Below are 13,720 nucleotides of genomic sequence, written 5' to 3' on the forward strand. Positions count from 1 at the left end.
CGCGGCCAATGAACGACATAAACGGCTTTATCGCGTAACGGAACGAAAATCCTGATGCCGAGGATACGATGCAGACGCAGCGAAGAAATAAGCAAAGAAAACAGAAGCCCCCATATGTCACCGGCAGGAAGAAAATGAAACAGGCGAACAGCAGACAATGGGAAACTTTTAATGCGCCCGTTTGTGGGCAGCGGACAGATGAAACCCTGCGGTCAGCGGGGCGGACCGCTGCGGTGCGGCGCGCATACCGTTATGTGTGCCGGTATTCCCAAGTTCCACCCATCTGCGAAAAACCCCCGGAAAAGCCGGGGGTTTTATGTAGGGCAAAAAGGGAAAAGGCGCTCAGAGCAGCGCCCGGGGCAGGGCTTTCCAGCTGCCGGCGCCCCGCATCGAGTCCGTTTCCGGCCAGGTCCGACTGTCATCGCCGCCGCCGCGGCTGCGCGGGCAGGACGCACCGGGAAAAGCGCCGGGCGCAGCGGGCGCGCGGCCTCAGGTCGCCGGGGGCCGCGTCACAGCAGCGTGGCAAGCTTGGGCGCCGCGTATTCAAAAAAGCGCAGATAGGCTGGGCAGAAATAGTTTTGGCCGATCTCGTGCAACGCCGTGCCCTGGCGGTCGCGGCGGCAGCCGCCGCGGCAGAGCCGTGCCCAGCGGCAGGTGCGGCAGCGGTCAAGGCCACGCAGAGATTCCTGCAGAAAGCCGGTCTGCTCCCGCCGCGCTTCCATCTGCGGCAGGCTGTCGGTGTTGAAGTTGCCCAGACGGTAATCGTCCAGCATATAAAAGTCGCAGGGGTAGGCGCTGCCGTCCGCCTCCACCACCAGCTGCGGGCCGCAGCGCCCCAGCATGCCGCAGCTCTCCGGCGGGCGCCCCAGCATCAAAGCGGCCAGGTTTTCAAAATAGCGGATGTAAACGAACCGGCCGGCCCGGCGGTCGGCGTACCACTCGTCGAATAGGCGGATGAGAAAATCGCCGTAGGCCTGCGGCGTCAGCGACCAGGGATGCAGGCCCCGCGCCTCGCCCAGCGGGTCGAGACAGGGGATGTACTGCTGGTAGACCAGGCCGTTTTTCATAAAAAATCGGTAGATATGGCGGATGCTGCGCGCTGTGCGCGCCGTCACCACCGTGAGCACGTTGTAGTCCACCCCAAAGCGGTCCAGCAGCCGCGCGGCCCCCAGCACCCGGCTGAAGGTGCCTTTGCCCGCGGCGTCGGGACGGCAGGCGTCGTGCAGGTCTCTGTCGCCGTCCAGCGACAGGCCGATGAGAAAATGGTGCTCGCGGAAAAACGCCGCCCACGCCTCATCCAGCAGCAGCCCGTTGGTCTGCAGAAAATAGGAGACCGCAAGCCCGCGGGGACGATAGCGCTCCACCAGGGCGGTACAGCGGCGGAAGAAATCCAGCCCGCGCAGGGTGGGCTCGCCGCCCTGAAAGCCGAAGCTGCAGCTGCCCTCGGCGCGGGCAAGGCATTCGCGCACCACGGCTTCCAGCGTGGCCTCGCTCATCATGCCGTAGTTTTCGGTCGCGCGGTTCTGGGTCTCATCCGCGTAAAAGCAATAGGTGCAGCGCATATTGCAGCTGCCGGAGGCGGGCTTGATCAGTACGGTGAGCGGCGGCACGGCGTCGCCTCCTTTTTTGCGGTTTTTTTCGATTATACCCAAAACCGGGGCAAAAGTACAGCCTCTTTCATCCCCACCGGCGCGGCGGCGGGACGTGCCGAAAGCGCGGAAAGGCCTGTCACGCTGCCCCGGACGGGCCGGGGCTCAGCCGGGGCAGGTGAGCCGGGTAGAGAGCCGCAGCTCCTGCCCGGGCTGCAGGATGCGGCAGCCACCCGGCTGATTGAGACCGTCCACCGCGCCGCATTGGGGCTCCACGCAGAGCAGCCCTGCGCCGCCGCGGGCGTTGTAGAGCACCCAGTGGTCAAACCCGCCCGAGACCTGGTAGCAGACCGGGCCGATGCGGGCGGTATCCCCGCCGGACAGATAGTAGCCGGAATGGACCTGTCCCCGCGACGCTGTGCCGGAAAGGCACCGGCGCTCGGCGTCGGACAGCGGCAGGATGCGCCCGGTGGGCAGGTGATGGGCGTCCTTTTCCTGCACAGCGCCCAGCGGCACAGAAAAGGTCTCCGGCTCGGGGAAGGTGGTGTGGAGGCCAAAGGTAAAGGGCATGGCCCGGCAGCCGGTATTTTCGATGCGGTAAAAGGACTCTGCACCGCGGTCCGAGAGCCGGTAGCGCACCGTGAGCCGGAACGGGAACGGGTAGACCCGGGCTTTGTTTTCAAAGCGCAGCACCGCCTCGTCCCGCGTGCAGCTGAGGACGGTAAAGGCCTGAAGATGCATCAGGCCGTGCAGATGGGCGTCGTGCTGCGGTTCGTTGACCGGCAGTTGATAGACCGCGCCCTCAAACGCAAAGCGGCCGCCGCGGGTGCGGTTGGCGGGAAAAAGGATGGGGCTGCCGAACAGAAAGGGGTCGGCGTCTGGCGGGGCGTTGTCCTCCAGCGGGCGCAGCACCGGGCGGCCGAGGTATTCCAGCCGGGTCAGGTTGCCGCCCAGGCCGGGGGCGACCGCGGCGGTCCAGCCCGCGGCGCACAGGTTCAGGATGGATGGATTCAAGCGGATACTCCTTTCTTTGGGGAAGGCCGTGCCCGCCCCAGGACGCGCTTCAGCGGGGGACTGGGATCCCCCGCTGAAGCGGCTGAGAATGAAAAAGAAGAAAGCGAAAAAACGGCTGCGGCGCTTTGGACCGGCGTCCCCGGCCCAGGCGCAGCGGCAAAAGCGGCGCGCCCGCCTTGAGGGAACTCCTTTTGTCTGCCGCGGTCCTGCGGGCGCGGCCCGGCGGCTCCCCTTTGGGCGGCCTCAGAGCGCCTGGGCAAAATACCCGCAGAAGAGATTGTCGCTGTTGAGCGAAAGGCTCTCGCGGAACATCTCCCCCGCGCGGCGGTCATGGCCCTGGAACAGCTCTGTCAGCGCCAGCAGATAGAGGTACTGGGCGCGGCGCAGCCGGGCCGGGTCGTCGGTGAAAGAGATGAAAAAGGGCGTGGTGGAGAAAAATCCGCCGTCGACCCGCTCCAGCTCGGCGGCCCACTCGCGCCGGGCGGCGGAGAGGATGGCGCAGGCGCGCTGTTCCTCCCCAAGCCGGCGCGCGGCCATGGCCTGATAGAAAGGCAGTTCCCGCAGATGCATTTTGCTGAAAAAGTCCACCTGGATGTCCAGGATCTCCCGATAAAGGGCGGCGGCCTCCCCGCCGCGGCCCAGCTGTTCCAGGCATTCGGCGATGCGATAGCGGTAGGGCACATATTTGCAGCGGTTCCAGATGCCCGCCCCGAGATTTTCCGGCAGTGTCAGCGCCGCGGTGAAGCAGGCGGCGGCTTCTTCCGGCCTGCCGGCGGTCAGCTGCTCCATGCCGCGCAGATAGTGGGCAAACATGTACTGGTCGGCGATGGCGTGTTCGCCGCCCTCGCAGGGCACAAAGGTGTGCGCGCCCAGCACCTCCAGCGCCTGCTGCGGCCGGGCGTCCTGGTTGCAGGCTTTGGCAAGCTCGGTGAGCAGATCGTCGCGGCCCAGCAGCTGCGGCCGGCTCTCCAGCAGGGCGATCTTTTCCGCGGGCGCGCAGCCCAGCTTATCCATCAGCACCACCGTCTCATAGAGCAGCTGCGCGTCCGGGTGCAGGGACATTGCCTTGTGCATGAGCGGCAGTGCTTCCTCCCCGCGGTCCAGATGGCTGAAGCAGGCCACGGCCAGGCTGCGGCAGGCCATATAATTGCCGGGGTCGCGGCGCAGGGCCTCTTCAAACAGCTCTGCCGCCTGGGGGTAGTGGCGCTTGTCGTAGAGCAGGCAGCCCAGCAGGAACGGCGCCCGCGCGGAGCCCTGCTCCACGGCGGCGCGCAGGGCGCGCGCCTCGATGGGGCGGAAAGGATAGGTCTGCCCCAGCGGCGCGTCTTCGGCCCGGCGCAGCGGCCCGGCGCAGTCGCCACCCTCAAGGCCGCGGTAATAGGCAAGCGTGTACAAGATCGTCGCGCAGCCCTCTTCGGGGCGGCAGCGCAGCAGCCCCTCCAGCAGGGCGATGATGCGCGCGCGCTGCCCCATGGCGTCCAGGTCCGCGGCCAGATCCAGCACCGCCTGGGAGGGGCTGCTGGACAGGCCGCCAAAAAACTGCTCTTCCGGCATGCCGGACAGATACCGCACCAGCAGGTTGAACGGATCGCGGTCCAGCGCCGCGGCAGCGGCCTGCTGCGCCTCCCCGGCCTGTCCCAGCGCGGCGCAGGCAAGCACCAGCGCGGCCGGGGCCAGCGGATGCTGAGCGTCCCGCTCCAGGGCCTGGCGCGCGTGCGCCGCCGCCTCGGCCCAGTCCCCGCGGCGCAGGTCCAGGCAGGCCAGCCGGGCCATGGCCATCGGCACGGCGCTGCCGCTCCAGGCCGCCTTGTAGTAATAGTCATAGGCGAGGTCCGGCTCGTCCAGCTGTTCCAAGATCAGGGCGTAGAGGTAATAGGCGTCGCCGTTTTCGGTGCGCTCGTTGAAACGGGTCAGCTCGCGGATCGCCTGTTCAGCATAGCCCCGCGCAGCCTCAAAGCGGAGCATGGTATAGCTGTACCGGGCCATGCCCAGCAGCGAGGGCGCGTGGCAGGGGTCTCGCTTGAGCGCTTCCAGCCAGTAGGCGTCGGGCATGACCGCCGGGTCGCGGTACTGATCCACATGGACGCCGGCCAGATACAGGCGGTCTGCGGACTGCAGCTCAGAGGGCAGCGGCAGCGGGTCCTTGACCGGCGGCATTTTGAGGCGGTCCGGCTCTTCCTCCTGATAAAAGGCGGTCTGGACGCCGTCCGCGCGGACGACGCGCACCGAGATCGGGCCCGCGGGCCGCGCCCAGGGCAGAAAGACCGGCTCGCAGGGCGAAAGGGAGGCCGGAAGAGAGAGGACCAGTTCCCCGGCGGACCGCACTTCGACGGTGCAGGGGCCCAGCGCGCGGGTGGCCTGCAAGCAGAGCTGCTCTTCCTCCAGCTTCAGCGCGCAGTCCAGGTTGGCGTAATCGGGCGCGCCGATGCGGGAGATGGGATACCAGTACTGGGAGAACTGTTTTGTTTCGTAGGGCTCCAGCCAGGAAAAGTTGGGCTGGTTGTCGGTGTAGGAGCCCGCCATCAGCTCGGCGTACTGGCCGTCGCTGTCGGTGAGGGCCTTTTCCCAGGAGCGGGAAAGCTGGTTGTAGGCCCAGGTGAACATCTTTTTGCCCGGCGAGATGTGATGGTTGCCGATATGCACCACGCCGCAGCCGAGGCCGTGGTCGTAGCCCCCGAAAAAGTCATATTTGGAGGCGCAGGCAAAATAGGAGGTGGCGTCCCGCGTGTTTTTGTGCCAGGAGATGTCCCGCGGCTGGGACATATCGATGCCGTTAAAGACGCCCGCCCCTGCCACCGGGTAAGAGATGCGGGAGTCAAGATAGTGAAAATTGACATAGGTCACGTCGTGAGGGAAAAAGATCTGGTAGCTCTCGTTCACCGGCACGGCGGTGTTTTCCCACCAGAGAAAAGACTTTTTTGTGGGGGTGCGGTTGCACAACTTGACCCGGGTCTCGAGATAGGCGGCGTCCGGGCGCAGTACAATGCCGACAAGGCTCTTCATCCGGTCCACGGGATCGTGTTCGGACAGCCAGCAGATCACCGAGCCGTCCGCGGCCTCCTCGGTGGAAAAATCGCAGGGCATAAAGCCGGAGGCGCGGTGGTGATAGGGCCAGTTGAACTCCACCCCCCCGGACACCCAGGACCCCAGCGCGCCGATCAGGGCGGGCTTGATCACGTGCTGGCGGTAAAAAAAGTCGTACCCGGTGGATTTGTCCCGCGCGGCGTAGATGCGGCCGCCGATCTCGGGCAGCACCCAAACGTCCAGGTACTCATTTTCCAGGTGAACGGCCTGGTAGGCGCGGTCCTGCCGGTGGGTGCGGTCCACCTCCAGCGTGACGCGGTTGGGGTAGGGCCGGCCGGAAGAGCGCTGATGCACGCGGTTTTCCGCAAACATGGGCAGGGGCTCGTGCTCCGGCTCTGGGTAGGTGGGGATCACGAGGGATTCCACCCGGATCGTCGCTCTGTTCATCTTGTCAACCACCTTTGCGGCCTCCCGCAAGGGAAGCCGGTTTACTGTTTTCATCATAAAGGATTCCGCCGGCGAGGGAAAGACAAAAAAACCGTGAAAAAAAACAGCCGTTTTAGACGGAGGCCGGCCCTGTCCGCCGCGGGCAGGCGGTTGCCCCGCCTGCGCGGGATGTGCTACAATAAAGACGATATAAAGGCGCCGCTGCCCCCGGGCTGCCCGTCCGGGGCCCGGAGGCCGGCCGGTTTTGCCGCGCGTTGGGGCGGTTCCGGCCGCCAGCACCGCCGACCTGCCGGGCACAGAGCGGGGCGCCGGCGCGGGACGGCTGTTTTGCGCGGCGGTGAAAACGGCGCCGCGCCGTCGCTGCGCCCGCAGCCGCAGGACAAACGGTCGGCACATGGTCACAGCATAAAACAAACGCAGATTTGCGGGGAGAAAACGCCATGGAGGAGTCCGCGCTGTACAGGATGATCTTCAAAAGAAAGTCGTTCCACCTTTTCCGGGACACCGGGGAGGGCGGGATCACGGCAGAGGAGATCCGGGAGATCGAAAGGACCTATGCGTCCCTGACGCCGCTGTGCCCGGACATTAAAACGGCCCTCAGGGTGGTGCCGGCGGAGAAAACGACCTGCAGAAGAGGGCAGGAATACTGCATTTTGCTGTACAGTGAGAAAAAAGACGATTATCTGCAAAATATAGGCTATCTCGGCGAACAGCTGGATCTGTACCTGGTCTCCAAAAACATCGGCACGCTGTGGTTCGGCATCGGCCGCCCGGAGGAAGAAAAGGTCTGCGGCCTGGAGTTCGTGATCATGATCGCGATCGCAAAGATCGGGGATGAGACCAAATTCCGCAGGGATATGTTCAAAAGCAGGCGCAGGACGGCGGAGGAGATCTGGACGGGAACAAGGATGGACCCGATGGCGGAGATCGTCAGGTTCGCCCCCAGCTCCTGCAATACGCAGCCCTGGAGGGTCGTGTGCGGGGCGGACGGGCTGGAGGTGTATCGATGCAGAGAAGCCGGCAGGCGCGGCATCATGCCCGCCGGAAAAGTATCCTTTTACAATCAGATCGACATGGGCATCTTTCTCTGCTTTTTGGAGCTGTGTCTTGAAAAGAACGGTGTGGAGTACAGGAGAAGCCTTTTCACGGATGACGGCGGGGATGTCCCCCGGACCCTGGACGCAGTCTATCGGTTTGGATAGCCCCAGGCTGCGGAAAGCCCGCCGCCGGGCAGCCGGGGTTTGACAGAAGCGGCGTGAAAAGCAGTGCGGCGCGGCGCGCCCGCAAGGCCCCGAAACCCCGCGCGGCTTTCCACCGCGCAAGCCCCCCCGGTGAAAAAATGCTGTATGTAAGGACAGAAGAAGAATTTAAAAGTTATCCCTGGTGCCGACGCATCCTGCGCGGGCTCGGCGACGAGGCGCGGAAAAAGCGGGTGCCCCTGCGGGAGATCGGGGACGCGGCCCAGATCCCCCCGCAGGACCGGGAGACCGCGGTGCTGCTGATCGGCGCTTCAGAGGCGTGGATCGGCCGGGAAGCGCTGCGGGCGGACGCCCTCGGCGTCCACCCCATCGCCCTCACCAACCGCCCGCCCGCCGGCAGAGACGGGGCCATGAGCGCGGTCATGATGGATATCCCCGACTCGATGCGGCTGGCGGTCGACTACCTGCGCAGCCTGGGCTGCGAGCGGCTGGGCCTGTACGGGGTCAACCCTGCCGCCACCTCTGACCCGTGGCGGGCAGAGGTCTTTCAGCGGCTGACAAAAGGCAAAGGCGGAGTGTTCGTCACCCAGAGGTCCCTGCAGCACACCTTTGAGTGCTTCCGCAGCCAGCTGAGCGCCTGTGACGGCGTGATCTGCGCCAGCGACTACGCGGCGCTCTCCCTGGTGCGGCGGCTGGGGCAGGTGGGCGCAGGGCAGCCCGGCAGCCCTTACCTGCTGGGGTACGGCAACCTGTTCCTTTCCCGGCTGTCCTCGCCCTCCATCACCTCGATCTCGGACGATTACGAGCATTTCGGCCGGGCCGCGCTGGCAGCTTATCATCTGGTGGTGCGCGAAAAGACGGTCTCTTCGGTGAATATCCTGCTGCACAGCCGCCTGCATGTCCGCGAGACCACCGGCGGCCGGCCCTATGCGGGCGCGCGGCACGGGCCGGAGGAAGCGGGCCAGCGCCCGCGCAACCCGTTTTACGAGGACGGCGAGGTCTCCCGCATGGCGATGCTGGAGACGCTGCTGGGCCAGTGCGACGAGACCGATTTCGCGGTGCTGCAGTGCCTGATGCACGGGGACACCTATGCCGCCACGGCGGAAAAATGCTTTGTGTCCGAAACGGCCGCGAAGTATCGGGTCAAAAAGATGGAAAAGATGTGCGGGGCGAACAGCCGCGGGGAGCTGGTCTCCTTTCTGCGGGAGTTTTTCTGACGACAGGCACCCCTGCGCGGCCGGCCGGCCGCGCAGGGGTGCTTTTTGCCGCAGAGGGGCCCGCCCGTGAGAAAGAGCCGGCGCGGGGGCCGGGCGGCGCGGGCCCCGCTTGGAGGGCAGGGGACCCGCAGCGCGGGCGGGACGCGTTTTCGCCCCCGCTTGCCGTTTGGGCCGCCTGATGGGCCAGCCCCGCTTGAGCCGGTCTCCGGTCCCAAACCGCCGGGCAGCCCGGCGCCCGGGGCTGCCGAGAGGGGCTGTGCGCAGCGTGCCAAAAAGCGCCCGCTGCCAAAGCGGCAAAGGCGGACTATCACGCGGGCAAAGACGCTGGCGAGAGCGGACAGGGGGACAGCCGGGATGCCTGCCGCAACGCCGGCAGGCACAGGGCGCGGGTGGGAAGTTTTTTCGGCGCGTCCCGGCAGGCCGGTCCCCAAGAAGTCTTTGCCGGGCAAAGGCAGGCCACCGGCGGCCCCCGCTGAGGGCGCGGGCGGGGAAAAAGAAAAGCCTCTCCGGGCTGCCGCCTGTGCGCGGCGGCCCGGAGAGGCCAGAGAGAGCAGTAGAAAGCCGGTTTGGCGGCCCGGAGGGCCGGGCTCAGATCGTGGGGCGGATCTGGCCGTAGGCGTAAAGCCGGAAGTTGTAGGGGTCCAGCGCAGCGGCGTCGGCGATCTCGGCGTCGGCCTCCTGTTTGCGGCCCAGCCCCAGCAGCGCGTAGCCCCGCAGGATATGCCCGTTCACCAGGTTCTGCTTTTCGATGTCGTACTCAAAGGGCATGGGGCAGGGGGAACCCACCCCGTAATAACCGCGCAGGTCTTTGTTGTCGATCAGCTCGCTGCCGGCGTCGAGCATCTCCTGCAGCACCTGCTGTGCCTGAGAAAAGCACAGCAGCCGGCGCAGCGCCAGCGCGCGGAACAGCGACAGCTCCGAGACGGCGGCCTTGTAGACCGAGGCCTCCTCAAAGGCGGCTTTTGCCCCCGCCCCGTCGCCCCGCTTTTCCAGCAGCAGGCCCAGATAAAAATAGAGGTGCGCCTCCTGGTTGAAGAAGGTCTTGGCCTCCCCATAGCTGCGGGGCATCTCTGCGCCGTTTCGGTAAGCGCGCTCCGCCTCGGCATCCCGGCCCGCGGCGGCCAGTTCGTTGCCGTACAGCACATGCATCCAGGCGTGCTGTTTGGTCAGGTTGCCCTCGCCGCCCTCGTAGATGTGGAAATGCCTCTCCCCGGCAAGGCGGATGGCCTCCTCATAACGGCCTTTCATGCACAGCAGGACGATGCGGTCCAGATAGCAGTCGTCCCGCTGCTGCAGCAGCTGCGGGCAGCGGTCGTAAACGGCGAGCCTCTCGTCCGGCGCCGCACCGCTGTTTTTCAGCAGCTGCTGGTATTCGAACAGCAGTCTCGGGTCGGCAAGGCCGTCCAGGGCAAGCTCCATGCAGGCCCGGGCCGACGCGGCGTCTCCCCGCTTGTCGAAATAGGCCAGGCTGAGGCAGCGCAGGGCTTTGGCGTGGTGCGGGTCCCGGCGCACTGCCTCCTCCCAGCGGCCGATGGCGTCCTCATAGCGGAAGCGGTCATAAAACAGGCAGCCCAGGTAATAGCAGGCGTTGGCGTCCGCCGGGCCGGCGCTTGCCGCATACTCCAGTACGGCGATATCCTCCAGCCGGGAGGGGAAGCAGGTGCCGGTGTCCATCGAGGCGGCCGCGGCCAGCTCGGCGTCCGACTCCCTGCCCAGCAGATGCAGGCACCAGGCGCGATAATACCGCACCAGCGGATAGCCGCTGTCCGCGGCGTCCAGCACCCGCAGCGCGTCCCCGGCAAAGCCGGCCTCCAGATAATCGCAGGCCACGTCGAGGAAGTTTTCCGGCTTGGCGCCGAAGATCCCGCGGATCTCATCCAGCCCTTCCCCGGTGAGGGCGTGCAGCTCAAAGCGGGCCCAGAGGTCCAGCGGGTCGGCTTTTGCCGAGGCCTGCGCCAGGGCCAGCGCCTCGCCGCCGCACCCCAGGCTGCGCAGGACGGCGGTTTTCAGATCTGCCGCGCGGGTGTGGCCGGCGTTCAGCCCCAGCGAGACGTCCAGCTTTTCCAGCGCCGCGGCAAAGCGGCCGAAGCGGCAGTCGATGGCGGCCAGGCTGTAGTGGGCGGCGCTGCGGTGAGCATAATTCCACCCGGCGCGGGACAGCACGTCATAGGCCTCTTCGTAACGGCCCAGATAGCACAGCGCGATCCCTTTCAGGTAAAGGGCCTCGGTGTCGGTGGGGTGCTCGTTGCGGCTGGTGAGTCGCCGGATGGCAGCGCTGCAGAACTCCACGCACTGCTCAAAACAGCCGTCTTTCAGGGCCAGCCGGCCCATGGCGGTGTTGCAGCGGATATCGCCCGGGTCGCGGCGCAGCCCCTCGCGGTAATAGTCGCGCGGGTCGTAGTTGTGCTGTTTATACTGTTCCAGATGATAGCCGTTGATGTACAGCTCCTCCACCGTGGCGTACTCGGCAGGGCGGCGCACCGGCTGGCGCACCTCGACGGGCTTTTTTTGGCCGCGCCGGCAGGGCTTGTAAGAGACCAGCGTTTTCCCCTCAGCTGAGAGCAGGGACACGGTCAGGTCCTCAAACCGGTGGCCGCGCAGCGGCAGGGTCTTCAGCCAGGCGGCGGCGGGGTCCAGGTCGGCGCGCTCTTCGTACAGCGGCGCATCGCCGTCCTGCACGGTGATGCGGCAGCCGGGAAAGACGCCGGTCACGCAGAAACCGAAAAAGAACTCTTCGCCCCGCTGTTCCAGGTTCATGGCCGCATCCACGGTGGCGTTCTTCACATCCCCGATGCCCCGGATGGGATACCAGACCTGCTCGAACTCCCGCGTCTCATAGGGGGCCAGCCAGGTGAAGTCCGGCTGGTTGTCGGTGTACACGCCGGTCATCAGCTCAATGTAGGGGCCGTCCTCGTCGGTGAGGTTCGAGCACCACATCTCGCCGAACTCGCCGTGGCCCCAGGTCCACATCTTTTTGCCCGGCGCGATGTGGTGGTCCGCGACGGTGACGATGCCCTTGTCCAGCCCGCCGTCGTACCCGGCCACAAAGTCCATGTCCGACTGCCCCTGGCTGACCAGAAAGGAGGAGGGGACCTTCACCGCGTCGTAGAACGAGAGGTCGGTGCCATCGCCGTAGTCAAAGGGACGGGCGGTGCGGTAGACGCCTTTGGCGACGGGCCATTCCAGCACGGCGCGGCGGTCGTGGTCGTTGACCCACTCCACGTCGGGGGGAAAGATGGTGCGGTAGGTCTCGTTGACCGGGACGGCCAGGTTGGCCCACCACATGAAGATCTGGGGCAGGGCGGTGCGGTTGTAGACCCGCACCTTGGCCTTGATATAGCTGCGCCCGGGGTCCACGGTGATGCCTGCCATCCCTTTCATGCGGTAAAAGGGATCGACCTCGCCGGTCCACACCGTCTTGCCTCCGTCGGGGTTTTCCTCCAGCACCGCCTCCAGCGGCAGATAGGTGGTGGGGCGGTGATGCTGCGGCCAGTTGAACTCGATGCCGCCCGAGATCCAGGGCCCGGCCAGCCCCACCAGGGCGGGCTTTACCACCCGGTTGCGGTAGATAAAGTCGTAGTTCCCAGCCTTGTCATAGCCGCGCAGCACCTTGCCGCCCAGCGCGGGCAGGACCTGCGTGCTGACGTATTCGTTTTCCAGCGTGTAGACCTCGTACTCCACGTCCTGCCGCACATCGCTGATGCCGTCGCAGTAGGGCAGCGGATAAAGCCGGCCCGACGCGCCCTGATAGGGCTTTTTTTCAAAAAACATCGGCAGGCTGCTGGGAGCCTTGGGCACATAGGTGGGGATGGCCTGCCGCTGCCTGCAGGCTTTGACTGTCTTGTCCATGGAAAACTTCCTCCTGTTCTGGGCCGCCGGGACGGCTTCTGGCTTCATTGTAGAGGAGCCGAAAGAGGCGGGCAAGGCGAATTATTTCGCAAAAAGGAGGCATTTTTTTGTACTTTGTCCCAATTTTTACCGTGTGCTGGGGCTGGGTTTTATTGTATAATAGCAGAGATGAGAAAAATCCGGCCCCGGGGCCGGGCAGAGCAAAACGCGGCGAAAGGGGGATGGGACGGGGATGATCCTGATCCTGGTGGAGGCCAGCTATGCGGACAGCATCTGGTGTATCCGCCTTCTGGAGGGCCTGACCGGCAGGCTGAAACAGAAACGGCTGCCGTTCCGGCAGATCACCTCGCTGGACGAGGCGGGGCCGGACAGCCGGTATATCTATCTCATCGGGTCGGACAACGTCTGGCTGGAAGCGGCGCTGCAGGCCTGCAATCAGGCCGGGGTGTACCCGATCCTGCTGTGCAACCAGGCCTATCACACCTTTGACGCGGACTACAGCACCGTCTGCCTGGACGTGGTCAATTCGATGCGGCGGCTGATGGAGATCCTGTCGGCCCGCGGGCTGGACAGGGTGGCCCTGTACGGCGTGAACCCCCAGTCGGTGTCGGACGAGGCCCGCGAGGAGGGATACCTCAGCGCCCGGGCGCGGGACGGCAGGGGAAAAAGCGACGTGTTCTTCAACAACGGCTCGCTGGAGAACTGCTTTGAGATCTTTCTGCGCCGCAGCGGGGAATACGACGCCGCGATCTGCGTCAACGAGTTTGCCGCCGTCTCCCTTGCGCGGCGGCTGGCCCGCCGGGACCCGGAGCGGGCGCAGCGCCTGCTCATCGTCAGCTGTGCCGACGGCTGGCTGTCCCAGTTTTACGAGGGGCGCATCCTGTCGGTAAAAGGCAACTTTGCCGCGCGGGCCAAGGCGGCGGTGGCGCTGCTGGAAAACCTGCGGAAAAACCCCGATCTGTCCCACATCATCATGACCATCCGCTGGGACTTCAGCGCGCTGCAGCCCGGGGCCGGGGCGCCCGCACCCGCTGCGCCGGGAGACGGCTATCCCCCGCTGCCCTGGATCCAGGACGCTTTTTATGAGGACAGCGAGCTGAACGAGATGATGCTGGTGGAACGGCTGCTGCGGGAGAGCGCCGACACCGACCGGGTGCTGCTGTGGCATCTGCTGCAGGGCGAATCTTATCAAATGATCTCCGAAAAGTGCTTTTTGACCGAGAGCGCCATCAAATACCGGGTGAAAAAAATGGTGGAGCTGTGCCGGGTCGAGGGCCGCCAGCAGCTGGTGGCCCTGTTGAACGAATATCTGCCCCAGCCGCTGCCCGGCGGCCGGGAGGGGCTTTCTCCCGCCCGGCGCCGCCGGGGCGGCAGATGACGC

At 65.7% G+C, this 13,720-nt stretch carries 7 protein-coding genes; 3 read left to right on the plus strand and 4 right to left on the minus strand.

From position 1 onward, the window contains the following. Positions 1-509: 509 nt before the first annotated feature. The 3 genes from H8S23_RS08730 to H8S23_RS08740 form a co-directional block, all read right to left on the minus strand. Positions 510-1,610, minus strand: coding sequence for an anaerobic sulfatase maturase (locus H8S23_RS08730; RefSeq protein ID WP_186887964.1), 1,101 nt, complete (start codon positions 1,608-1,610; stop codon positions 510-512). Between the two features lie 144 nt (positions 1,611-1,754). Then, a complete protein-coding gene (locus H8S23_RS08735; protein ID WP_186887965.1) occupies positions 1,755-2,603 on the minus strand; it encodes an aldose 1-epimerase in 849 nt (282 codons plus the stop codon). Between the two features lie 243 nt (positions 2,604-2,846). After that, entirely contained in the window at positions 2,847-6,074 is a 3,228-nt protein-coding gene (locus H8S23_RS08740) for a DUF5107 domain-containing protein (RefSeq protein ID WP_186887966.1), read from the minus strand. Positions 6,075-6,514: 440 nt separating this feature from the next. On the opposite strand from H8S23_RS08740, the gene H8S23_RS08745 reads away from it, so the two are divergent. Next, entirely contained in the window at positions 6,515-7,276 is a 762-nt protein-coding gene (locus H8S23_RS08745) for a nitroreductase family protein (RefSeq protein ID WP_186887967.1), read from the plus strand. A gap of 137 nt (positions 7,277-7,413) precedes the next feature. Then, positions 7,414-8,490 (plus strand): substrate-binding domain-containing protein, encoded by a 1,077-nt coding sequence (locus tag H8S23_RS08750; RefSeq protein ID WP_186887968.1) that lies wholly within the window; start codon positions 7,414-7,416, stop codon positions 8,488-8,490. Positions 8,491-9,078: 588 nt separating this feature from the next. Here the strand turns inward: H8S23_RS08750 and H8S23_RS08755 are convergent. Next, a complete protein-coding gene (locus H8S23_RS08755; RefSeq protein ID WP_186887969.1) occupies positions 9,079-12,339 on the minus strand; it encodes a DUF5107 domain-containing protein in 3,261 nt (1,086 codons plus the stop codon). A 232-nt stretch (positions 12,340-12,571) separates the two neighbouring features. Between H8S23_RS08755 and H8S23_RS08760 the strand changes: the two genes are divergently transcribed. Continuing rightward, complete coding sequence (locus H8S23_RS08760; RefSeq protein WP_186887970.1) at positions 12,572-13,717, plus strand: hypothetical protein; 1,146 nt, start codon at positions 12,572-12,574, stop codon at positions 13,715-13,717. Positions 13,718-13,720 lie beyond the last annotated feature (3 nt).

The organism is Anaerofilum hominis, from assembly GCF_014287275.1.
GTDB lineage: Bacteria > Bacillota > Clostridia > Oscillospirales > Ruminococcaceae > Pygmaiobacter > Pygmaiobacter hominis.

Excerpts from the sequence above, each read along its gene's own strand:
- H8S23_RS08755 (WP_186887969.1), bottom strand. The coding sequence starts at position 12,339 with ATGGACAAGACAGTCAAAGCCTGCAGGCAGCGGCAGGCCATCCCCACC.
- H8S23_RS08750 (WP_186887968.1), top strand. The coding sequence starts at position 7,414 with ATGCTGTATGTAAGGACAGAAGAAGAATTTAAAAGTTATCCCTGGTGC.
- H8S23_RS08760 (WP_186887970.1), top strand. The coding sequence starts at position 12,572 with ATGATCCTGATCCTGGTGGAGGCCAGCTATGCGGACAGCATCTGGTGT.
- H8S23_RS08745 (WP_186887967.1), top strand. The coding sequence starts at position 6,515 with ATGGAGGAGTCCGCGCTGTACAGGATGATCTTCAAAAGAAAGTCGTTC.
- H8S23_RS08740 (WP_186887966.1), bottom strand. The coding sequence starts at position 6,074 with ATGAACAGAGCGACGATCCGGGTGGAATCCCTCGTGATCCCCACCTAC.